The sequence below is a fragment of the Pseudomonas sp. B33.4 genome (assembly GCF_034555375.1).
In the GTDB taxonomy this organism is placed as follows: Bacteria; Pseudomonadota; Gammaproteobacteria; order Pseudomonadales; family Pseudomonadaceae; genus Aquipseudomonas.
In genome coordinates this window covers 745,867-769,252 of the sequence record NZ_CP140706.1, presented here as the reverse complement: position 1 = coordinate 769,252, position 23,386 = coordinate 745,867, and the positions used below count along the sequence as shown (strand labels likewise).

Sequence of the window (23,386 nt, the reverse complement as noted above, 5' to 3'; positions counted from 1 at the left end):
TTGAGTGTGGTTGGAGCGGTGGACAGTAGACTTGAATTGGCCAGGATCCGAAAGTCCCCTCACCCTAGCCCTCTCCCAGAGGGAGAGGGGACTGATTGGGGGATATTCCTGAGCTGCACCGATGTGAAAGAGCCTCACCGAATCCATAATCAACTCGGTATTTCAGGTCGATGTAAATCGACAGACAGCGCGGTCGGCCCCCTCTCCCTCTGGGAGAGGGCTGGGGTGAGGGGGTTTAGGGCTTCCGGTTCAAACAAAAAACCCGGCCGAAGCCGGGTTTCTCATCAAGCAATCACTGCATCCACGGTGGCGGCGGCGGTTCGTCCGACTTGCCTTTCGGCTCGTCGTCCGCCGCACGGATAGCCTGCTTGCGTTCCTCGTCGAGGCGCGCCGCTTCGATCTCGCGCAACACCCCGCCAACGTCGGCCAGGTCTTCCGGATCATCGAACTCACCGGTCAGCACACTGTTCGGGTGCAAGGTGCCGGCTTCGTACAACGCCCACATTTCTTTCGCGTACTTGGTCAGTTTCAACTCCGGCGCAAAGCGACCGAAGTACGAAGCCATGTTGCCAACATCACGCTCCAGCATGCTGAACGCGTGGTTGTTGCCGGCAGCGTCGACGGCTTGCGGCAGGTCGATGATGACCGGGCCGGTCGGCGTCAGCAGCACGTTGAACTCCGAGAGGTCACCGTGCACCAGACCGGTACACAACATCAGTACGATCTGCGAAATCAGGAACGCGTGATACTCGCGCGCCTGTTCCGGCTCCAGCACCACGTCGTTCAGACGCGGCGCGGCGTCGCCGAATTCGTCGGCCACCAGCTCCATCAACAGCACGCCGTCGAGGAAGTCGTAGGGTTTTGGCACCCGCACCCCGGCACCGGCCAGACGGAACAGCGCCGCCACTTCGGCGTTCTGCCAGGCATCTTCGGTCTCTTTGCGACCGAACTTGGAGCCTTTTGCCATTGCGCGAGCCTGTCGGCTGTTGCGCACCTTGCGGCCTTCCTGATACTCGGCCGCCTGGCGGAAACTGCGTTTGTTCGCCTCCTTGTAGACCTTTGCGCAACGTAACTGATTGCCGCAGCGCACCACATAAACAGCTGCTTCTTTACCACTCATCAGTGGGCGCAGCACTTCGTCGACCAGACCGTCCTCGATCAGGGGTTCAATGCGTTTTGGAGTCTTCATCAGCTTTTATTGTGGGTCCTTTATTACCAAACACGCGAATGTCACTCGTTATACGGCAATCCTCGCACAACGGGGAGGGGTTGCCGACCTGTGAACGTTGAGAATGCACACACTGTGCCGGATTAAACAGGGCCAACTCTGCGCTCGCGCATCGACCGTGGGGAATCATAGCCGAGCCTGTTGTACTTGTTGGTACATGTCTTCGAGGGCATTTGCGACAGAATCTGACACAAGGGTTAATACCCTTCGGAAGATTTTTTCGAAGCCGCCTCAATTTCCCTGTTTCGCAGCCGAAGCCCTCAATGACAGAGGGATTTGTCCGACAATCGTTCCAAAAAAATCAGCGATGCCGCACTCAGGGAAACGGGTGATCCACAACGTTTTCGGCTGCCAATAAACCACAAGTCATCTGCACTGCGTGGGCCTACAAGAAAATCTGGAGCGCGGATGAACATCAAACAGAAATTGACGTGGGCGTTTGCAATCATCGCCTGCTTGCCGGTGGTGCTGGTCGCGACCCTGGTGGTGATGAACCTGCGCAGCGATGCCCGGGACAGCTTTGTCGACGGCAGCGGTCGCGAGATCCGGCAGGTCAGCAATGCCATGCAGCTGTTTTTTGACGGCATCAGCCAGAACGTCGATTACCTGGCGTCGCAACCGCTGATCAAAAACACCGACGACAGCCTCAAGACCTACATGAGTGCCAACGCCGAATCCGTGCCGCAGGGCGAGATGGACAAGACGGTCTTCGCGTTCCTCCAGGATCTGGGTAACGCCCACCCGGCTTACGCCTATGCCATCGTCGGCACCGCCGCCGGCGGTTATGTGTCGTGGCCGGACGACCCCAAACTCAACAACTACGACCCGCGCCAGCGGCCGTGGTACAAGGCCGCCCAGGCCAAGCCGGGCAAACCGTTGCGTACCGCCGCTTATTACTGGGCGCAGGACGATGCGACCTACGTCAGCACTGTGCGCACCATCGACAACAAACTCGGCAGCAACGGCGGCGTGGTCAGTATCGACGTGACGCTCAAGCAGCTCACCGAAATCGTCAAACAGATCAAGCTTGGCGAAACCGGCTACCTGATGCTCCTGGAAAACAGTGGCACCGTACTGGTCGATCCGAAACAGCCGGAACACAACTTCAAGCCACTGGACAGCCTCGGCGAAGGCTACGCTCAACTGGCCAAGGCCGGCAAAGGTCTGGTCGAAGTCGAGCTTAACGGTGAGCGCTACATGGCCAACGTCTGGCCGTCGGAGCAGTTGGGCTGGACCTTCGTCGGCCTGATCAAGCAGAGCGATGTGATGAGCTCAGCCACGCAACTGACCTGGCTGATCGCAATCATCGCCGCCGTACTGGCCGTGCTGTTCGCCGTGGTCGGCGCCAGTTTCGCCAGCCTGATCGTGCGCCCGATCCGCAGCGTCGCCAGTGGTCTGGAAGGCATCGCGCAGGGTGAAGGCGACCTGACCAAGAACCTCGACATTCGGGGCAACGACGAAACCGCGCAACTGGCCAACTGGTTCAATCAGTTCCTTACCGCAATCCGCAGTCTGATCCAGCACATCGGCGGCGCTGCCGGAAAAATCCTCGCGACCTCGCAGAGCTCGACCCGAGTGTCGAGCGACATGGCCGAAGCAGCCGGGCGTCAGCGCGAAGCCGTCGACATGGTCTCGACCGCATTCCACGAAATGGTCGCCACCGCCAACGAAGTCGCGCGCTCTTGCAGCCAGGCAGCGGACTCCGCCGACAGCGGCCAGCGTCAGGCCCGCCAAGGCCAGCAGCAGATTGATGCGGCGGTAAACAGCGTCGACCAATTGAGTCAGGAGCTGGAGCAATCGGCGCAGTCGATGCAGCAACTGGAGCGCGACAGCAACGATATCCAGTCGATCCTCGGCACCATCCGTTCCATCGCCGAACAAACCAACCTGCTGGCGCTCAATGCCGCGATCGAAGCGGCGCGTGCCGGTGAACAGGGTCGCGGCTTTGCGGTGGTCGCCGATGAGGTGCGCGCACTGGCCAAACGCACGGCGGATTCGACGGCAGAGATCGATGGTCTGCTCGGTAATCTGGCCAAACGCACCAGCCAGGTCACACAACAGATGCATGCCAGCCTGCAGGTCTCGCAGCAGTCGGTGACGCGTATTGGCGAGGCGCGCGAAAGTTTCGGGCAGATCCGCGAGTCAGTGGACGTGATCCGCGACATGAACACGCAGATCGCCACCGCCGCCGAAGAACAGCATCAAGTGGCTGAGGATATCAATCGGCACATCAGCCAGATTCATGGCGATGCGCAGTTGGTGGCAGAACTGGCCAACTCGGCGCGTCTGGACTCGCAGAGTCTGGCGGGGTTGTCGAATGAGCTGGATGGGTTGGTACGCCGGTTTCGTACCTGAGATTGTTGCGACCTCAACAGCCCCTCACCCCAGCCCTCTCCCGGAGGGAGAGGGAGCTGACCGAGGTGTCTGGCGTTATACATCGACCTGAAATACCGCGTCGATTATCGATTGGGCTAAACGTCTGACGGAAACACCGTCGATTATGGATTCAGTAAAGCAAGATCAGGTCGGTGTAACTCCGAAGCATCCCCCAATCAGTCCCCTCTCCCTTTGGGAGAGAGGGCCGGTCGAGGTGTCTGGTGTTATACGTCGACCTGAATTACCGCGTCGATTATCGATTGGGCTAAACGTCTGACGGAAACACCGTCGATTATGGATTCAGTAAAGCAAGATCAGGTCGGTGTAACTCCGAAGCATCCCCCAATCAGTCCCCTCTCCCTTTGGGAGAGGGTTAGGGTGAGGGGCTCTTTCAGCGTCAGCGTTCGATAATGGCCGTAACACCCTGCCCGCCCGCCGCGCAAATCGATATCAACCCCCTGCCCTTCCCAGCCGCGTCCAGCAACTTGGCCAGGTTCGCCACGATACGCCCGCCAGTCGCAGCAAACGGATGCCCGGCCGCCAGCGAACTGCCCTTCACATTGAGCCGGCTTCGATCAATCGAACCCAACGGCGCATCAAGGCCCAGCCGGGTTTTGCAGTATTCGGGATCTTCCCAGGCCTTCAACGTACACAGCACCTGCGCCGCAAAAGCCTCGTGAATTTCGTAGTAATCGAAGTCCTGCAAGGTCAGCCCGTTGCGTGCCAGCAACCGTGGCACGGCGTACACCGGCGCCATCAGCAACCCTTCGGCGCCGTTGACGAAATCCACTGCCGCCGCTTCGCCATCGCGCAGGTACGCGAGAATTGGCAGACCCCGTTCCTTCGCCCACTCTTCACTGCCGAGCAGCACCACGGACGCACCATCGGTCAGCGGCGTGGAGTTGCCTGCCGTCAGTGTGCCTTTCGCGCTTTTTTCGAACGCCGGTTTCAGCGTTGCGAGTTTTTCCAGGGTCAGGTCCGGACGCAGGTTGTTATCGCGAGTCAGGCCCAGGAACGGCGTCATCAAGTCGTTGTGCCAGCCTTCGCTGTAGGACGCAGCCAGTTTGTGGTGACTTTCGAGGGCCAGTTGATCCTGCTCTTCACGCGGGATCTGCCAGGTCTGCGCCATCAGTTCGCAGTGCTGGCCCATCGACAGGCCCGTGCGCGGTTCGCCGTTGCGCGGAAATTCCGGGATCAGATGTTTGGGCCGCAGTTGCAGAAAGGTTTTCAGCTTGTCGCCGGTGGTCTTGGCGCGGTTGGCTTGCAGGAGGATTTTGCGCAGGCCTTCGCTGACACTGATCGGTGCGTCCGAGGTGGTGTCGACACCGCCGGCGATGCCGCAGTCGATCTGGCCAAGGGCGATTTTGTTAGCCACCAGGATCGCCGCTTCCAAGCCAGTGCCGCAGGCTTGCTGAATGTCGTAGGCGGGCGTCGCGGGTGACAGGCGCGAGCCGAGCACACATTCACGGGTCAGGTTCATATCTCGTGACAATTTCAGCACCGCGCCCGCCACCACTTCGCCAATGCGCTGGCCGTGCAGGTTGTAGCGTTCGATCAGGCCTTCGAGGGCGGCGGTGAGCATCACCTGATTGCTGGCCGTGGCGTACGGCCCGTTGGAACGGGCGAAGGGGATGCGGTTACCGCCAATGATCGCGACGCGGCGCAGCTGACTCATGAATAACTCCTTGTCCAAAGGTCTGAATTCACGCCAATCCCTTGTAGGAGTGAGCCTGCTCGCGATAGCGGTGGGTCAGATAAACGTTTCTTGACTGATACACCGCTATCGCGAGCAGGCTCACTCCTACAGGGGGTCAGCTGTGTTTATGAATGTGCGTTCGGCAACACAAATGCCGGGGGCAAACTACTCTGCTGTTCTAGCGTAGGCCTTATTGCGTGGATCGAACGATTGATTGCCATCGACAGTCCACACTTTGAACCCCAACTTCTGGAGAGCGTTCCATGTCTGACCGCTATATCGACTTCGCCAACTCGTCCATCGGCCATCGTCTGGTCGGGGCGCTGGGTCTGCCGTCGCCGGTGCGACTGGAACGCTGGCAGGCCGGGCGCCTGCGGCCAGTGGAAGGTGCACTGCTGATCGGCGGCGGGCCGCTGGCCGAGCGCATCAGTGCCTTCGCCAACCGTTTGACCGACGGCATCTACCGCTACGGCGAGCAACCGGCGAGCGCCACCGAATGGATTCCCGGCCATGGCCCGAAACTAAAAGCCGTGGTGTTCGACGCCAGCGAATTGCTGCACACCGACCAGCTCAAGCAGCTGCGCGAATTCTTCCAGCCGTTGATGAAGAACCTTGAGCACAGCGCGCATCTGGTGATTCTCGGTCGTGCGCCGGAAACCCTGAGTGATCCATTTGCCGCCAGTGCGCAACGAGCGCTGGAAGGGTTTTCCCGTTCGCTGGCCAAAGAGCTGCGCAGTGGCGGCACGCTGCAACTGATCTATGTCGGCGAAGGCGCGGAAGATCAACTGGAAGGCCCGCTGCGGTTTTTCCTTTCGCCGAAAAGTGCGTTCGTGTCCGGGCAAGTGATTCGCCTGACCACGTGTGCGACGCCAGTGACGGACTGGACGCGGCCACTGGCCGGGCGCAAGGCGCTGGTCACCGGGGCAGCACGCGGCATCGGTGCGTCCATCGCGGAAACACTCGCTCGCGATGGCGCCGAGGTGATACTGCTCGATGTTCCCCCGGCCAGGACCGATCTTGAAGCCCTCGCCGCGCGTCTCGGCGGGCGCGCCATCACCCTCGATATCTGCGCCGAAGATGCCGCCGCACAACTGATCGAACAGCTGCCCGACGGCCTCGACATTCTGGTGCACAACGCCGGCATCACCCGCGACAAAACCCTGGCCAACATGACGCCGGAGTTCTGGGACGCGGTGCTGGCGGTCAACCTCAATGCCCCGCAAGTGTTGACCAAAGCCCTGCTCGACAGCGGCACGTTGCTCGACAACGCGCGGGTGATTCTGCTGGCCTCGATCAGCGGCATCGCCGGCAATCGCGGGCAAACCAACTACGCCGCGAGCAAGGCCGGTTTGATCGGGCTGGCGCAAGCCTGGGCTCCGACGTTGCTGGAACGTGGCATCAGCATCAACGCCGTCGCTCCCGGTTTTATCGAAACGCAGATGACCGCACACATCCCGTTCGGTCTGCGCGAGGCCGGGCGGCGCATGAGTTCACTCGGTCAGGGCGGCTTGCCGCAGGACGTTGCCGAAGCGGTCGCGTGGCTGGCGCAACCGGGCACCGGCGCGTTTACCGGGCAGGCGCTGCGGGTCTGTGGACAAAGCGTTCTGGGGGCTTAGACATGAACATCGTATGGCACACGCTGGATCGCGAACCGAGTCTGCCCGGGCTGTACTCACGGGCGGCGACGCGCCGGAAAATCACCGGCACGCACTTGCCTGACGGCGGCTTGCGCTGTTGGGTCGATGTCGATGGCAAACGTCTGGCGGCCTATCGCAAGGTCTGCGGATTCGTCGATGACGGTCTGCTGCCGCCGACGTATCCACACATCCTCGCCTTCGCCTTGCAGATGCAATTGCTGACGGCCAAAGAGTTTCCGTTTCCACTGCTGGGGCTGATTCATCTGAGCAACCGCATTCGCCTGTTGCGCCCGATGGGCAGGATCGGTCGGGCGCAAGTGAGCGTGCGCGTGACGAATCTGCAAGCGCATCCGAAAGGTGCGACGTTCGATGTGCTGACCACCCTGGATGATCAGCTCGGGCCGCTGTGGGAAGCCGAAAGCCAGATGCTCTGTCGCGGCGTCAAGCTTGAAGGCGAGCCGGTCGAGGAGATTTGGCAGCCATCACAATCCTTGGAGCAAGTGGCGCACTGGAAAGCCCCGGCGGACATCGGGCGGCAGTACGCCAAAGTCTCCGGAGACTACAACCCGATTCACTTGAGTGCGGCGAGTGCCAAGCTGTTTGGTTTTCCGACAGCAATCGCCCATGGTCTGTGGAACAAGGCGCGAACGCTCGCGGCGCTGAGCGATCATTTGCCCAAGGCCAACCTCGAGATCGCCGTGCACTTTCGCAAACCGGTGCGCCTGCCCAGTGAGGTGACATTGCAGGCGAGTGCAGCGGGGTCCAGCGGTGAGTTGCGTCTGACCGGCGCGGGTGATCTGGAGCACATGGTCGGGCAGTTGCAGCCGATTGCCTGAGCCTTCGCCATACCATTAATTGTGTGTATATCACTTAAGTTTTGTCCGCCTCCTCCGCCTTTGCCGAAAACCTCCGGGCCTTGATTATCAAGGCCTTTTTTTGTGCGCCTATATATTGGGTATTAGTCATTACGCACTGCTCTTCACCTTATATATAAAGGCGTTAATACCAACTTGAGAATGGTGCAAAACCTGCCCCTGGACTGAGATTGAGCACAACGGTCGAAGGCATCACCGACGACAGATCGGCGAGCCATCGAAGACAACGAACGTTGTGACAGGTGCAAGGAATCTCCATCATGAAAACTCAAGACGTGTGGTGCAAATCAGCAATTGCTCTGGCATTGATTCTCTCCCTTGGCCTCGCCGGTTGCAGCAGCGGCGGTGGCGGCCATCACAGCAGCTCCGGCAGTTCTGCGGCGGACGGCACCGCCGGCACTGGCGGTACATCGGGTACTGGCGGCACGGGTGGCACCGGTGATACGGCCGGCACTGGCGGAACCGGTGGCACCGGCGGTACTGGCGGAACCGGCGGTACAGGTGGCACCGATCCGACCAATCCAACCAACCCGACAGATCCGACCGATCCCACCAACCCGACCAATCCAACCACTACACCGCTGGTGACCACCACGCTGGTACAGGATGTCGGTAAAACCGTTGCTGGCGTCGGCGATGGCGTTGGCCAGATTGGTGACTCGCTGAGCAGCGTTCCTGTTGTCGGTGGCGTTGTACAAAGTGCGGCCAACACCGCTGGCAATGTCGTCACCACCCTGGGTGATGGCATCGGCAACGGCATCGGCAAACTGGCCACCGATCCTAAAGGTTTGACCACCACCGTCGCTTCGGTCGGCGGCGTGGTCACCGATGTCGGCAACGGCGTTTCCGACCTCAGCGGCAAACTGGCGACGGCTACCGGCAGTGTTCCGGTGGTGGGTGGTGTTGTGACCAAAGTCGCGCCGCTACTTGATGGTGTCGGCGAGAAAGTCACCATGCTCGGCAATACCCTCGACACCACGCTCACCAGCGGCCCGACCAGCCAACTGACCAACAAACTCGGCTCCAGTCTGGTGCCGGTGATCGCCATGGTCGAAAGCACCACGGACAAGGTCGGTGATGCCACCGGGCTCGGCGATCCACTCAAAGGCGTGATCTCGCAAGTCGGCGGTGCGGTGAACACCCTGGGCGGCAAGGTCACCGATGCGGGTAACGGCAACGCCCTCACCAACACACTCGGCGGCGCGTTGAGCGATACCGGCACCGCGGTCGGCAAGGCCGGTGGTCTGGTGTCCAACGGCACCGGCTCGGGTACTGGTGGAGTGGGTGGTGGTTTGGGCGGTGGCCTCGGCGGCACCGGTTTGCTGCAAACCGTCGGCGGTGCTGTGGTCAACGTCGGCGCAGGCCTGAATGCCGGCAATACCAACGGCGTGGTCAGTGCCGGCGGTGTCACGGCTGTTGGCCTTGGCAACACCGTCGCTTCGCTCAACACCGTACTCGGCGGCTCGGGTTCACCGATCACCGCAACGACTTCACCGCTGGCTACCGTTGGCAGCGTCCTGGGCAACGGCCTGAATCCGGTCACCAGTGCCGTCACCAACGTGACCCAACAAGTGGGCGGCGCTACCGGTCTCGGCTCGCCAGTCGCCGGTCTCACCGGTCAGGTCGGCGGCGCCGTCAGCAACATTGGTGGCGCGATTGCCGCCACCAACAACCCGGTCACCACAGCAGTCGGTGGTCTGGTCAGCAACGTCGGCGGCACCGTTTCCGCTGTCGGCGGACTGGTCAACGGCGGTGCCAGCGGGGGCACCACCGGTGGCGGTCTGGGCGGCGTACTCGGCGGTTTGACCGGCGCCCTGGGAGGCAACAAACGCTAAATTGCACCTGGCCGATTCGACGGCCTCACCTACAGCGCCTACGCTTGGTTGAGGGCGGAAGATTCCCACGAGTCTTCCGCCTTTTTTCTTAGGAGAAATCAGCCCTGCGCTGTGATCTGACCATGGAGTGTCCTATGCGCGTAATGGCATCCCTGCTGTTCCTCAGTCTCAGTTCCGCCGCCCTCGCCGACACCCTGCCCAGTTTTCTCAACAGCAACGAAACCATCCGCAACCTGCCGGTGCCGAACCTGCCGGCCGACGCCTATCGCCCGAGCGCCGCGCCCGTGCAAGTGCCGGACGCCGGTGCAGCCGCCGCGCAACCGCTGTTGATGGACACCAAAATCAAACTGCAAACCGTGCAGATCGAAGGCGGCACCCTCTACCCGCTCAACGAACTCGCGCAAATCTACAAACCGTTGATTGGTCATGAGACCCGCCTTGCCGATCTGATCGAAGCCACGCGCAACATCACCCGGCGTTATCAGCAGGACGGTTACCTGCTGTCGTACGCGTTCTTGCCACAGCAAAATTTCAATGACGGCGTAGCACGCGTGGTGCTGGTGGAAGGTTACGTACGGGACATCCAGATGCAGGGCGATGTCGGCCGGGTCAAAGGACTTATCGATAAACTGGCCGCGAAGATCCAGGCCGAACGGCCACTGACCCGCAAGACCTTCGAGCGCTACACCACGCTGATGACACGCATCCCCGGCGTGACGATTCAGGCTCAGGTGCCACCACCGGGCACCACCGATGGCGCGACCACGCTGATCGCCCAGGCCAGCCGCAAACCGTTCACCAGCACCCTGAGCACCACCGAAGACAACCGCAACGGCACCCAGGCCTTGCTCGGTGTCAGCAGCAACTCGCAGACCTCGATGGGCGAGCAACTGAGCCTCAGCGGCTTGTTCCCGCCGGGTGACGATCACGAACATTACTACCGCCTCGACTACAACCAGTTCCTCGATGCCGAGGGCACGCAACTGGCGCTGTCCGCCTCACGCTACCGCGCCGACCCCGGCACCAACGTCGTGCTCGACAACGGCCTGCAGCTCAAACCGCACCGCGAAAACGATCGCTACTCGATCGGTTTCACCTTGCCGCTGATTGCCGCCTCCAACGAACTGCTGACCGCCGGTTCAAGGCTTTACGCGGTCAACGACAAAACCCGCTACAACGTGATCGGCTTCCCGCTGAGCGTCGAAGAGCGCACCGACATCCGCGCCCTTGCCTTCGAGAGCGACTGGCGCAAGGCTGATGCGCGCCAGCTGCGGATCCTCAGCGGCGGTGTCTACCAAGGCCTGGACAGCATGGGCGCGAAAACCAACAACGACGCCATCGACCTCGACTTCTTCCGCGTGCGGCTGTCCGGCGTGCAGAGCGACAAGTTTTTCGACAACTGGCAAGGCGTGCTTTCCGCGGCACTGTACTGGAGCGACGACACCCTGCCCGACAGCGAACGCGCGGTGTTCGGCGGGCAGAATTTCGGTCGCGGTTATCCCGACGATCAAGCGTCCGGCGACAAGGGCTGGGGTGTGGCTTACGAGGTCAACTACAGTTTCAACCGCGACGGCAGCTGGGTGCGCATCCTGCAACCGTATGTCGTGCTCGACCGCTCGCGCAGCTGGTTCAACGAATTGCCGGTGCGGGCCAACAACCTGTCATCGACGGCGATCGGGCTGCGGTTTGGCGATGCCAAGTACTACAACATTGCGCTGGAGGCAGCGAAGGCGATGTCCGATGAAGCACTGGATACGTTCAATCGCAAGCCTCGGTACAGCATCAGTTTCAGTTATCAGTTGTAGGGCCGGGATTGCACTGCGCCCCTGAGTCAAAACAACTGTGGGAGCAAGCCTGCTCGCGAAAGCGCTGGATCAGCCAACCGTTCTGTTGACTGGCACACCGTCTTCGCGAGCAGGCTCGCTCCCACAGGTTCTACGTGATGCGGATCAGAACGCGTAACGCACCTTCGCGGTAAAGCCGTCGGCACTGAAACCGCTGGCCGTTACGTAGTTGTACGAACCGCCGACACTCCACGCACCCATCCGGTAGTTGGCACCCAGGCCCAGTTCATAGCTGTCGCGCACCGGTGTGGTGCCACGGCTGGTGAATGAATCGCCGCCGAGTACGAACGATGAGGAGGTCGCAACCTTGTCGCCAATCACGTCATGCCAGGCCATGACTTTCGCCTCAGGTTCCAGACTGCCGGTGCCGAGCGCAAAATCGGCGGCCAGGCGCGCACCGAAGCCCATCTCACCGACTTCGTAACGCTGGCTGCCGACATTCAGCGCTGCCGAACTGCCCTTCTCGCGATAAGAATCCATGCCGACGTTGGCGTAACGCGCACCGACCTGCGGCTCCAGCACCACACCCGGGGTCAGGCGCAGGGTATGACCGGCCAAGGCACTGACGCCGAATACATCGCTGTCGTAATCGCCTTTGGCGCGGGTGCCGGCGATGTAGCGTTTGGATTCGTTGTCGTTCCAGCCATACATCAGCGAAGCGTCCACGAACCAGTTGTCGTGCATCCAATTGCCGTAAGCGGTCAGCGCATGACCGGTCACTTTGGTTTTGCTGCCGATACCGGATTTCACATCGGTGTCGAGGTAGCTGTAAGCCAGACCGATCGATGTGTCGGCGTTCAACTGGCCGTCGGCGCCTACGGCAATCCCGTGGCTGTCGGCGTCATAACCAGCGACACCGCGACGGGCATCCTGATCGGCATCGCTGTTGAGGGCTTGCAGCCAGACGCCTTTTTCCAGGCTGCCGGTGGCCGTACGTGCGCGATTGGCGCGGTCGTTGATCACGCCCGAGACCAGCGTCTGGCTGTTGGTGGCGGCGTGCAGGACACCACGGCTGACGTCCGGGCTGAGTGTCTCGGCCAGCCGCGCCAGTTGCGTGTCGGTGCTGGCATTGGCGAACGCCTGGAACACCGGATCCTGTTCACCAAGACGTGACATCAGCGAGGCCGACAGTCCGACCAGCGCAGAAGCAGCATTTCGGGTGCCACCCGCATCGAGGGTGTTTTGCGTCAACACATCTTGCGACTTGGTGCTGACCAGCGCCTTGACGTCGTTGCCTTCCACGCCGAAGCTTTTGACTTCCAGCAACGCCGAAGACGACTCGACCGTAAGGTTGTCCCCGCCGATCAGATTGCCCGAACGGATCAACGTGTAACGGTTGCCGCCGGCAGCCGTGCGGAAATCGCTGGAGCGTGCCTGCAATTGCACATGCCCGCCCGGCGCGATCTCGGTGGTGCCGGTGACGGTCAGAATCGCCCGGTTGATGTCGGTGTCATTGCCGACCGACATCGCAATCACCGAGTCCGCTTCTTCCATGTCCAGATCGCCGACGATCGTGGTATGTGCCCGCGCCAGGGTCAGCGTGCCTTCTTGTACCGTGACGTAACCGGACTTGATCGTCGCACCATCGAAGTTGACCTCGCCATCAATCGACACCCCGGAAAGGCCCAGCAAGTCGCCTTTGACATCGCCGTTATTCCAGTAAAAGTAACTCAGGCCATCGTCCACTTGAATGGCCGCCGTACCGCCCTCGATCATGCCGTATGACTGAACAATGTTGAGCGGACCTTGTCCTGCAGGCTGGTTGTACACATGAATGCCGATGCTCTCCCCGTATACGTTGCCGTAGTTGTAGAGACCGTATTGGCTCGCATTCGATGCAGACACAAGCTGCACCCCGTTCAACACCAAAGCTTCGGCGCCACTGCCGGTGGCCCTGAGCGTCGACCGGCTCACGACGGCGGCGGACAGTGCGGTGTTTTCCAGATAAAGGCCACGGGCGTTGGTGCCGCTGACGACGATGGGGCCGGAGTTGATCACACCGCGGCCAAACGAAGTGTCGACCAGCGCAACCCCGGTGGCGTTATTGCCGCTCACCGTGATTGGACCTGAGTTCATGAAGGTGCCACGAACCGGAGTGCCCTTCAGCGCGATACCCGTCGATTCACCGCTGGCAGCCAAGCCATTGACCGTGACCGAACCCTCGTTGCTGAAGTTGTAGCCGAGCTGCGCCCACGACACGCCCGCCGCCGGCGCTATGTCGATCCCGACACCGTGGGTGGCGCCATCGATGGTGATCCTGGCCTTGTTGACGATTTCGCTATTGACCGACAAACCGGTGAACCGCGCCGCGCTGGTCATCGCCGACGAAGAGCTTTCCACAACATTCGCCGTGCCCACGAGATTCAGAAAATCGTACGTCTGCTTGACGCTGACCAACGGCCCCGTGCCCAGATCGTAATTGAGCGTGACAGCGCCGACACCCGGAGCCTGAACAACAGCAGCCGCCACAGAAAGCGCCAGCAAAGAGCGGCGCAGACAAGAAGTATTCAAACGAGATTCCCTTCCAAAACATGAAAAACAGTTTCAGCAGGGTTCACGTATTCATTCAGGCATCCCTACCGGCCCGCCAGGTGTCCTGGCTCGGGCGCGGGGAATGTACATGAGCCATCACTTTGACACCATCAAAAGGTCAAAGGAATGACGTCAAATATTCAAAGAAACCGACCAACTGTCAGCCCGCAATCGCGAGCAGGCTCACTCCCACAGAAAAACAAACGCAAGAACAGCGCAAATCGCACATCGCCTCTGCTCCTCACCACTCGACAGGATGAGCGTTAGCTCGGCTGCAGCTCTTGATCTTGATCCACGGGCGACGTCGGCAGGCTGAGCGGAGGGATTGATCCGGGGTGGGAGCGAAGCGACCGTTTGGCGAAGCCAAACACAGCGAGAGGAGGTGCAGCGAAGCAAACCGTAGGCGCTGCGCCCGGATCGATCCCGGAGCGAAGGAACCCCGAGCTTTAGCGAGCGGGCCGCACGTAGGAGCAAGCCTTTTTGGGTACTTTTTCGGCGTCTGGAAAAAGTGCCTCGCCGTAAGGGCGAAACCGCCAGCCGCAACACCCAAAAAAACGGATATTCACCAAAAACACCCAAAGCACGGTCGGCCCAAAGGCCGCCGAGTTCAACCTCAGCCAACCTGAACCTTAGGCTTGGGAAACAAATTATCCAAAGTCTCCAACAACCTCAGGTAATAAATCGGCTTGCGAAACAGATCCACCACCTGCAACCGCAACAGATCACTGACATCTTCCATATCCGCATGCCCCGACATCACAATCACCGGCAAATGCTGCCGAGAAGTATGCTCACGCAACCGCTTGATCAACGACATCCCGGACTCCTCCGGCATACGCAAATCAGTAATCACCAACGCAATATCGGGATGGCGCGTCAGATGATGCAACGCCAGCTTCACCGACGTTGCGGTATGACAAGTAAACCCCTCACCCTCCAGCAACTCCGCCAGCTCCAGCAACGCATCCTCCTCGTCGTCAACCAGAAGCAACTGTTGGCGCGGCAGCGAGGAAGCAGTCATGGGCAATCCCTGAAAACTGAAAGTGAACCCGAGTGTAGCGCGGCATCAACCAGGCAGCAGTTTCATTCAACTCAGGGCGGCGGTGCGGGGGCCGTCACGGCAGTGCCGCCCAGTGCCACCAGCAAATTGTTGAACATCACCAGGACCCTGGCGCCAACGGGGGTGACGAACACGATGACCACCACCGCCACCATCGCCACGACAATCGCATACTCGATTGCCGACGCGGCTTCAGTACTGGCAAAGAAGCCGCGGACACGCACTTTCAAATAATCAAAGAGCATCGCCATTCTCCTCGCCAGTCAGGGCCTGGTTACCGCTGTGCCACCCAGCCCGGTCAGAATATTGTTGAAGTAAGCCAACACGCGGTTACCCAGCGGCGTGACGAAAGCCACCACGACCACGGCAACCATCGCCACCACGATCGCATATTCGATCGCCGACGCGGCTTCTTCGTTTTTGACCAGCAAACGGACTCTGGCCATCAAATAATCGAGGATCATCCGACACATACGACTACTCCTTTGCGCCTGTGGCGCCCATGTCACGCTGCTGCGGCAAAAACCACCGTGCCATTTGAGCATTGTCAACAAAGCCCCACCCAACAACTGTAAGAACGGATTAATCACAAAGGATTAATCACATCGCGAAGTTGCCGATTGCTGCTGTTAATTGGCCAAGACTCATACTTTAGTGGGTTATTTTCCTGTCACTAATGGCGTTTTGGCTTGGATCAGCTAGCGTGGAAATAGCGAAATAGTTGCATGTTCATAGCTGCCGGATTGGGAACTTCTCTCGTAAGCAAGTGCAGTGGGTAGTGCAGCAGGAAAGGGAGAGCCGTCATGAACAGTCGCGTCACCATGGGCCTTGCAGCCATCCTTCTGCTTGGAGCGATCTTTGTCGGTTACTGGGGACTGGTGCTCAGCCGTCAACCGGCACCCGTTGCCGAAGCCCCCGTTGCTCCAGCCGTCACCGTTGAAAAAACTGTCGCGATCGCCGAAGACCAGACTCGCCAACCGGTGGTGGTATTGCTGCACGATGTACCGCCCTTCACCGCGCTGACGGCGGCCGATGTCGCGGTGGAAAAACTGCGCAGTGCACCGGCCGGCAGCTTGAGCAATGTCGATCAGGCCATCGGCCGCACACCCTGGCGGCACCTCAGCGCCGGCACTTGGCTGAACGATGAAAGCTTCACCGCCGGCGGCTCACTGGCACGCATGATTCACCGCGATGAACGCGCCCTCACCGTGGCCGTCGACGAAGTGATCGGCGCGGCCGGGCAACTGATTCCCGGCGATTACGTCGATGTGCTGCTGTATCTGCGCCAGGACACCAGCAACCTCGAACAGTCGGCGCAGATCGTCGTCCCGGCCATGCGTGTGCTCGGGGTTGGCGATCAATATGGGCTGACCAACGACGGCCAACCGGCTTCGCCGGCCCTGAGCGCCGAGGAAAAACTCAAACAGGATCAACGCCGCATCGCCGCGCGCACCGTGGTGCTGGCAGTGCCGGAACAACTGCTCAGCCGACTGATGCTGGCAACGCAAGTCGGCACCTTGCGTCTGGCCGTACGCAGCAGTGAAGAACAACGCCTGGCCAAATACTGGGCCGGCGAAACTCAGGCGCCGGAGCATCTGAGCAGCGCCAACAGCCAACTCTTCCAGTTCACCCAACTGGCCTTGGGCGCTGGACCGAAAGCGCCTACCGGCGGCGGTTCCGGCGCGGCCCCGAGGCCTGCCGTGGAAATTATTCGCGGCAATCAGATCACCCAACAAAACCCATGACTGCGCAAGGATCCAAGGGCATGCAGAGTCGTTCCAGGCCGACATTCAAACCCATGCTGCGCGCCCTGCTACTGATGGGCCTGTCGATGGACGCCGCGTTGGCGGCGGTCGGCAACTGTTCGGCACTGGGGCGCATGCCGCCGGTGATCGAAATCGGCGAAGGCTTTCAACAGGACGTGCAGTCGCCGGTAGCGATCACCCGTCTGGCGATTGGCGATCCGAAAATCGCCGACGTGCACGCCAACGGCAGTTCGTCCTTTCTGCTCACCGGCGTTGCGCCCGGTGCCACCAGCCTGATGGTCTGGACCTCGTGTTCAAGCGAGCCGCGCCAAAGCATGGTCTTTGTTCAGGGCGCCGCCACTGCCGCCATGACCGCCACCCTACCCTCGGATGACCCGAGCCTGCCGTCGCAAGTGCAGACCGACATTCGTTTCGTCGAAGTCAGCCGGACCAAACTCAAGGAAGCCACCGCCTCACTGATCGGCACGCGCGGCAACTTTCTGTTCGGCTCGCCCGGCACCCTGCCGCCGATTGACGGGGTGCCGCAGCCACGCCTGCCGGTGGACAACTCGCTGTTCAACTTCTCGTGGGTCGGCGGCAAGACCATGGCGATCATCAATGCGCTGGAAACCAGCGGCTTCGCCTATACCCTCGCGCGGCCAAGTCTGGTGGCACTGAACGGGCAGAGCGCAAGCTTTCTGGCCGGCGGTGAAATCCCGATTCCGGTGCCCAGTTCCGGCAGTGACAGCGTGTCGATCGAATACAAGGAATTCGGTATCCGCCTGACCCTGACACCGACCATCATCGGCCGCGATCGCATTGCGTTGAAGGTCGCCCCGGAAGTCAGCGAACTGGACTTCAGCAACGCCGTACAGATTGCCGGCACCACTGTGCCGGCCCTGACCATCCGCCGCACCGACACCAGCGTGTCACTCGGCGATGGCGAAAGCTTCGTCATCAGCGGCTTGATCAGCACCACCAACAGCTCGCAGGTGAACAAGTTTCCCGGCCTCGGCGACATCCCGGTGCTCGGCGCATTTTTCAAAGGCTCGCAGATCAAGCGCGAAGAACGCGAACTGCTGATGATCGTCACCCCGCATCTGGTCCAGCCACTGGCCGCCGATGCGCAACTGCCGTCGTTACCGGGCGAAAAACTGCGTAATTACGATCCGAATTTCTACCGCATGTTCTTCCTTGAAAACGGCAACTTCGACAAGCGCAGCGGGTTATCGCAATGAGCCAGAGCCTGAGCCAGACCTTTCTCGCCATCACCCGCAACAGCACCGATCTGGAGTGGCTGCAAGGCGCACTCGCACCGTTGGGCCAAGTGGTCAGCGCCGGTGGCGGCAGCCTTGATGAACTGCTGGCGCTGGTGGACGTGACCTTTGCCAATCTGGTGTTCGTCGGCCTTGATCGCGAGCACGTGGTCGCCCAGAGTGCGTTGATCGAAGGCGCGCTGGAGGCCAAACCGATGCTGGCGATCGTGGCGCTCGGCGACGGCATGGACAATCAGTTGGTGCTCAACGCGATGCGCGCCGGCGCCCGGGATTTTGTCGCTTACGGTTCACGCTCCAGTGAAGTCGCCGGGCTGGTGCGGCGCTTGAGCAAACGCCTGCCGCCCGTGGCACCGAACACGCAACTGGGCGGCCTCACGGTGATGTATGGCGTGCAGAGCAGTTCCGACGGCGCACTGCTGGCCAATCACATGGCGTTGGTGGTGCAAAAGAGCGGTCAGCAAACCTTGTTGCTTGATCTCGGTTTGCCGCGCGGTGACAGCCTCGCCCTGCTCGGGCTGGAAAGTTCGTTCCACTTCGGCGATGCCTTGCGCCACTTGCGCAGGCTCGACGCCACGCTGATCGACAGCGCCTTCACCAGTGCCGAAGCCGGCCTGCGGATTCTCGCCTACGCCAGCAACGACGAGCCGCTGGAAAACACCAGCGCCGCCGAGCTGTACATGTTGCTCAGCGCCTTGCGCCAGCACTTCCAGCACATCGTCGTGAACCTCACCGGGCAGACCGACAGCGAAGCCTTGCGCACCTTTGTCAGCCACTGCGACAAGTTGCTCTGGTACACCGATCAGAACGTGCTCAACTGCCGACGCAACCTTGCCGTGCTCAATCTGTGGCGCGAAAAAGGCATGAAGCTCGACCACGGACGCCTGCTGATCGACCGCTACTTGAGCAACGTCGCGCCCGATTCGGACACCCTCGGCAAGACCTTCAACCTGGAAGTGATTGCCACGCTGGCCCTCACCCCGGAAGTGCGCCTCAACGCGAAAAACCAGGGCGTCAGCCTGTTCGAGCTGGCCCCGCGAGAAAAACTCACGCAGAGCCTGCGCGCTCTCGGCGAACGTCTGGCGAAACGTTCCGAAGGTCTGGCCAAGCCCAAAGTGACCTGGTTCGACCGCTTGCGAGGCACCTCATGAGCGCAGAAAAACTCTTCGGTGCGGCGCCCCGCAGTGGCGTCGGCAACAGCGATCACGAAGGCCTGAAACTGGTCCTGCATCGCTACATCATCGACGCCCTCGAAGAGTCGGGGAAAAACCTGCTGGAAGGTTCACGCCAGCAACTCGCGCAATTTGTCACCGACAAAGTCGCCGAGTATATCGCGCGTTTGCACCTGGCGATTTCCCGCTACGAAATGGAGCGTCTGGCCGAAGAGATCGTCGACGAGCTCACCGGTTTCGGTCCACTGGAAGTGTTGCTGCGCGATCAGTCGGTGACCGAGATTCTGGTCAACGGCCCGCACCGGGTGTTCATCGAACGCGACGGTGTGCTGCACCAGAGTGACCTGCGGTTTATCGATGCGCATCACGTCGAACGCGTGATGCAGCGCATCCTCGCACCGCTCGGCCGGCGCCTCGACGAGTCTTCGCCGATGGTTGACGCGCGCCTGCCGGATGGCAGTCGGGTCAATGCGATCATTCCGCCGATTGCCCTCGACGGCCCATGCCTGTCGATCCGTAAATTTCGCAAGGACATGCTCAAGAGCACCGACCTGATGGCGATGCAAACCATCGACCTGTCGATCTTCGAGTTTTTCCAGGATGCGGTCGGCAAGCGCTGCAACATCCTGATCAGCGGCGGCACCGGCACCGGCAAGACCACACTGCTGAATATTCTCAGCCAGTTGATCAACCCGCACGAACGTCTGGTGACCATCGAAGACGTTGCCGAATTGCAACTCGGCCACCCTCACGTGGTACGCCTCGAAACCCGGCCGCCGAATGCCGAAGGCCACGGGGAAGTGAAGGCCAGCGACCTGATCCGTAACGCCCTGCGCATGCGCCCCGACCGGATCATCCTCGGCGAGATTCGTGGTGTCGAAGTGGTCGACGTCCTCACCGCGATGAATACCGGTCACGACGGTTCGATGAGCACCGTGCACGCCAACAACGCTCAGGATGCCTTGCTGCGTCTGGAAACGCTGGTCGGCCTGACCGGCCGCTCCATCGCCGAACGCACCCTGCGCCAGATGATCTGCGCCGCCCTCGACGTGATCATTCAGTTGACGCGCATGCCCGACGGACGCCGCTGCGTCAGTGAGGTGGTGGAAGTGGTCGGTATTCGCGAGGACGTCTACGTCACCAACACCCTGTTCCGCCTCGACCGCCGCAGCGGTTTCGGCTTCCTGCGCGAAGCGATCAATCCGGCCGGCGACAAGCTGCGCCACGAGGCGCATCTGGGCTGACGGCAAGGAGCACCGAGCATGCTGGGACCGATCATTCTCATCGTTATCTGCCTGATGCTGCTGGGGCTGTCGATCCGACTGTTCCTGCAAGGTCTGCGCAAGACCGCCACGGAAAAAGTCCTCAACCGACTGGCCGCCGGGCAACCGCAACTGGCACCTGAAAAACCGGTCTGGGTCGGCCTCGAACGGATGTTTCTACGCGCTGGGCTCGGCCGCCCGACCGAGCGCTTCGGCCTGTGGCTGAGTCTTTGGGCGCTAGCGATAGCGCTGGGGTATTTTCTTGCCGACTGGGTCGGCCTGCTGCTGATGATCTTCGCACCGCCACTGGCGCTGCGACTGTACATCGCGGTGCTTTACCAGCGCCGGGTCAAACGCATGATCGAGCAACTGCCGCAGTTGCTCGATCACACCGTACGTAGCCTGAAGTCCGGGCGCACGCTGAGCGACGCGGTCATGGGCGGCATCGAAGCCAGTGAAGATCCGCTGAAAAAAGCCATGGGCCGGGTCCAGCGCAACGTGCAACTAGGCGTGAACCTGCCCGATGCCGTCAGCGATTTCGCCGAGCTGTATGAACAGGATGAACTGCGCATGTTCGCTCTCGGCCTGAAGGTCAATCATCGCTACGGCGGCAACGCCAGCGAGCTGCTGGAAAACCTGATCAAACTGATCCGCGAACGCGACCAGGGCGCGCGCCAACTGCGCGCGCTCACTGGCGAAACACGCATGACCGCCTGGGTACTCGGTTCGTTGCCGCTGCTGCTGGTGAGTTACTTCATGCTGACCAACCCCGGCTACATGCTCGGGATGTGGAACGATGCGAGCGGCCAGCACATGTTGATCAGCGCTGCCGTGTTGCAAGTGTTCGGCAGCCTGGCGCTATGGCGCATGTTGCGGAGCGTCTGAGATGGTCTGGCTCGCGGCTCTGATGTTGCTGCTCGGTTCCCTGCTGCTGGTGGGCAACCATCTGCTGACCGAGCGGCGCCGGGTGCGTCAGGTCAATCAACGCCTGCAAGGGCATCTGGTGCGCGAGAACCGTTTTGGCAGTTGGCTGCGCGCACTGGGCGGCAGCAAATTCGGCCAGCGCTCGGTAAGCATCGACAGCGAAACCCAGACCCTGCTCAACCGCCTCGGCTGGCGCCGCGCCAGCGAACGCTCCCTGTACGCCGCCTGCCAGATCGGCACGCCGTTGCTGACACTGGGTCTGGCGATCTTTCTGCAAGAGGTGTTCTTCCCCCAGGCCGACAACCGTTGGCTGGTGCCGATGCTCGCCACCGGCGGCGGATATCTGCTGCCCAAACGCTTGCTCGCCTACGCAGCGGCCCAGCGACAGAAAACCATCGCCGTCGAGGTGTCGACGTTCATTCCGCTGCTGCGCATCCTGTTCGAATCCGGCATGGCCGTCGAACAAGCGCTGCGTGTGCTCAGCATCGAAGCGCAAAAACTGCTGCCGGAACTGACCAGCGAACTGCGCCTGATCCTGACCCGTGTCGACTCAGGTCTGGAGCTCGGCCAGGAGTTGAACAAAGCGGCGGTGATGCTCGCCGTGGACGAATTCAGCGACACCTGCGTGATCCTTCAACAACTGATTCAACAGGGCGGCGGCGCGATGAAATCGCTGCTGGCGCTCAAGCAATTGCTGGATGACCGCCGCCTGACGCGCTTGCAGGAATACATCTCGAAAATGTCGGCGAAGATGTCGGTGGTGATGATGCTGTTTCTGTTTCCGGCACTGCTGATCGTCCTCGCTGGCCCGGGCTTCACCGCGATTGCCCGGGCGTTCGCCAACTGACCTTGCTCATGGAGAGCGTTTGATGAAAGTACTGATAGTCATGGCAAGTCTGTTGTTGCTCGGCGGTTGCGCCACCGACGGCCAGGCACCTTGGACGGCACTGCTGGCACCGAGCAGTTGCAGCAAAATGACCCAGGAGCAGGAGCTGGCCCTGAACCTCGCGGACGACCTGGCCAACGACGGCAAACTGCACGCCAGCCTGGCCAACCTGCAAAGCCTGCCGGACAACATCAGCGAAGTGCGCCTGCGCAAAGCCAAGGTCTATCGCCTGCTCGGCCGCAGCGAAGCCGAGCCGCTGTACCGCGGCCTGCTCGGCGGCTGCCTGACCGCCGAAGCCGAACACGGCCTCGGCCAGCTCTACGCAGCCCGTGGCGACAACGGCCAGGCCCAGGCCCACCTGCAACGCGCCGCGCGCTTGGCCCCCACCGACGAAAAAATCCGCAACGACCTCGGCGTGGTCTACCTCAACCAGCTGCGCCTGAACGACGCCCGTTTCGAGTTCCTCACCGCCATCGAACTCAAGCAGAACAACCAACTGGCGACGCTGAACATGGTCACCCTGCTGCTGTACCAGAATGACTGGCCACAAGCCGCCGAAATCGTCAGCCGCGCCAAACTGACCCCGCAACAATTCACCGAAGCCCAGGAACGCGCAGAAAAACTCAAAGCCCCGGTCAAGGCCAAACCGGCCAGCAGCAATCAAGTGGCCGCCGTCGCCGACCCGTTGCCGTCATCGCTCAAATAAGGAGACAGCCATGCATCCCTTCAAAGGCCTGTGCTACCTGACCCTGCTCAGCCTGCCCCTCAGCGCCGCCGCCATCGACGCCGGCCCTGCCTCGGCGCAACAACAGGAAACCGAAGGCTGGCTGGTCCTGCAAAGCCGCAACAAAGCCGCCTCGCCCAAACCACAAACGGCGACCGCAACCGAACGGGATCTGGCGATGCAGCGCTGGTTGAAGAAGTACAAATATGAGATTCCGGATTTTTATGACCCGGATGCGGGTGGCAAGATCGAGACCAAGAATTAGAGAAGCGCTGACCTTGCGAGCGCTTTCGCGAACAGGCTCGCTCCCACCTTT

At 61.0% G+C, this 23,386-nt stretch carries 19 protein-coding genes and 1 pseudogene; 14 read left to right on the top strand and 6 right to left on the bottom strand.

What is annotated here, in order from left to right:
- Positions 1-292 precede the first annotated feature (292 nt).
- On the bottom strand, positions 293-1,189 hold the full coding sequence (locus U6037_RS03275) for a PA4780 family RIO1-like protein kinase (protein ID WP_322845790.1): 897 nt from the start codon (positions 1,187-1,189) through the stop codon (positions 293-295).
- Between the two features lie 447 nt (positions 1,190-1,636).
- On the opposite strand from U6037_RS03275, the pseudogene U6037_RS29385 reads away from it, so the two are divergent.
- Together U6037_RS29385 and U6037_RS29380 are read left to right on the top strand one after the other, a co-directional pair.
- Positions 1,637-2,677 (top strand): annotated as a pseudogene (locus tag U6037_RS29385) (cache domain-containing protein); the annotation flags it as partial.
- Positions 2,678-2,815: 138 nt separating this feature from the next.
- Complete coding sequence (locus U6037_RS29380; protein WP_416221716.1) at positions 2,816-3,583, top strand: methyl-accepting chemotaxis protein; 768 nt, start codon at positions 2,816-2,818, stop codon at positions 3,581-3,583.
- Between the two features lie 418 nt (positions 3,584-4,001).
- Here the strand turns inward: U6037_RS29380 and U6037_RS03265 are convergent, their stop codons facing one another.
- Positions 4,002-5,279, bottom strand: a complete 1,278-nt coding sequence (locus U6037_RS03265) for an acetyl-CoA C-acetyltransferase (protein WP_322845788.1) — start codon at positions 5,277-5,279, stop codon at positions 4,002-4,004.
- A gap of 284 nt (positions 5,280-5,563) precedes the next feature.
- Between U6037_RS03265 and U6037_RS03260 the strand changes: the two genes are divergently transcribed.
- From U6037_RS03260 to U6037_RS03245, 4 genes are all read left to right on the top strand, one after another.
- Entirely contained in the window at positions 5,564-6,916 is a 1,353-nt protein-coding gene (locus tag U6037_RS03260; RefSeq protein ID WP_322845787.1) for a 3-oxoacyl-ACP reductase, read from the top strand.
- A 2-nt stretch (positions 6,917-6,918) separates the two neighbouring features.
- Entirely contained in the window at positions 6,919-7,773 is an 855-nt protein-coding gene (locus U6037_RS03255; RefSeq protein WP_322845786.1) for a MaoC family dehydratase, read from the top strand.
- A gap of 299 nt (positions 7,774-8,072) precedes the next feature.
- Positions 8,073-9,647 carry a collagen-like triple helix repeat-containing protein gene (locus U6037_RS03250; RefSeq protein ID WP_322845785.1) on the top strand — a complete coding sequence of 525 codons (1,575 nt, stop codon included), beginning with the start codon at positions 8,073-8,075 and terminating at the stop codon, positions 9,645-9,647.
- 134 nt (positions 9,648-9,781) lie between these two features.
- A complete protein-coding gene (locus tag U6037_RS03245) occupies positions 9,782-11,452 on the top strand; it encodes a ShlB/FhaC/HecB family hemolysin secretion/activation protein (RefSeq protein WP_322845784.1) in 1,671 nt (556 codons plus the stop codon).
- Positions 11,453-11,596: 144 nt separating this feature from the next.
- Here the strand turns inward: U6037_RS03245 and U6037_RS03240 are convergent, their stop codons facing one another.
- From U6037_RS03240 to U6037_RS03225, 4 genes are all read right to left on the bottom strand, one after another.
- Positions 11,597-14,002, bottom strand: a complete 2,406-nt coding sequence (locus U6037_RS03240; protein ID WP_322845783.1) for an autotransporter domain-containing protein — start codon at positions 14,000-14,002, stop codon at positions 11,597-11,599.
- Positions 14,003-14,636: 634 nt separating this feature from the next.
- Complete coding sequence (locus U6037_RS03235; RefSeq protein WP_322845782.1) at positions 14,637-15,044, bottom strand: response regulator; 408 nt, start codon at positions 15,042-15,044, stop codon at positions 14,637-14,639.
- Positions 15,045-15,115: 71 nt separating this feature from the next.
- Positions 15,116-15,328 (bottom strand): Flp family type IVb pilin, encoded by a 213-nt coding sequence (locus U6037_RS03230; protein ID WP_150750022.1) that lies wholly within the window; start codon positions 15,326-15,328, stop codon positions 15,116-15,118.
- Between the two features lie 18 nt (positions 15,329-15,346).
- Positions 15,347-15,556 (bottom strand): Flp family type IVb pilin, encoded by a 210-nt coding sequence (locus U6037_RS03225; protein WP_007914649.1) that lies wholly within the window; start codon positions 15,554-15,556, stop codon positions 15,347-15,349.
- A 330-nt stretch (positions 15,557-15,886) separates the two neighbouring features.
- Here U6037_RS03225 and cpaB point away from each other — a divergent pair, with 330 nt between their 5' ends.
- The 8 genes from cpaB to U6037_RS03185 are packed head-to-tail and all read left to right on the top strand — an operon-like array spanning position 15,887 to position 23,335.
- Positions 15,887-16,828: a Flp pilus assembly protein CpaB gene (cpaB, locus tag U6037_RS03220; RefSeq protein WP_322845781.1), complete on the top strand. Its 942-nt coding sequence runs from the start codon at positions 15,887-15,889 to the stop codon at positions 16,826-16,828.
- Positions 16,829-16,848: 20 nt separating this feature from the next.
- Entirely contained in the window at positions 16,849-18,066 is a 1,218-nt protein-coding gene (locus U6037_RS03215) for a type II and III secretion system protein family protein (protein WP_095121996.1), read from the top strand.
- Positions 18,063-19,253 carry a pilus assembly protein gene (locus tag U6037_RS03210; RefSeq protein ID WP_102901613.1) on the top strand — a complete coding sequence of 397 codons (1,191 nt, stop codon included), beginning with the start codon at positions 18,063-18,065 and terminating at the stop codon, positions 19,251-19,253. The genes U6037_RS03215 and U6037_RS03210 overlap by 4 nt, the downstream gene beginning before the upstream one ends.
- Complete coding sequence (locus tag U6037_RS03205; protein WP_322845780.1) at positions 19,250-20,518, top strand: CpaF family protein; 1,269 nt, start codon at positions 19,250-19,252, stop codon at positions 20,516-20,518. Before U6037_RS03210 ends, U6037_RS03205 begins: the two co-directional genes overlap by 4 nt.
- An 18-nt stretch (positions 20,519-20,536) precedes the next feature.
- Positions 20,537-21,421 (top strand): type II secretion system F family protein, encoded by an 885-nt coding sequence (locus U6037_RS03200; RefSeq protein ID WP_322845779.1) that lies wholly within the window; start codon positions 20,537-20,539, stop codon positions 21,419-21,421.
- Position 21,422: 1 nt separating this feature from the next.
- Positions 21,423-22,307: a type II secretion system F family protein gene (locus tag U6037_RS03195; protein WP_322845778.1), complete on the top strand. Its 885-nt coding sequence runs from the start codon at positions 21,423-21,425 to the stop codon at positions 22,305-22,307.
- A gap of 22 nt (positions 22,308-22,329) precedes the next feature.
- Complete coding sequence (locus U6037_RS03190) at positions 22,330-23,052, top strand: tetratricopeptide repeat protein (RefSeq protein WP_322845777.1); 723 nt, start codon at positions 22,330-22,332, stop codon at positions 23,050-23,052.
- 10 nt (positions 23,053-23,062) lie between these two features.
- On the top strand, positions 23,063-23,335 hold the full coding sequence (locus tag U6037_RS03185; protein WP_150730310.1) for a DUF3613 domain-containing protein: 273 nt from the start codon (positions 23,063-23,065) through the stop codon (positions 23,333-23,335).
- Positions 23,336-23,386: the final 51 nt, after the last annotated feature.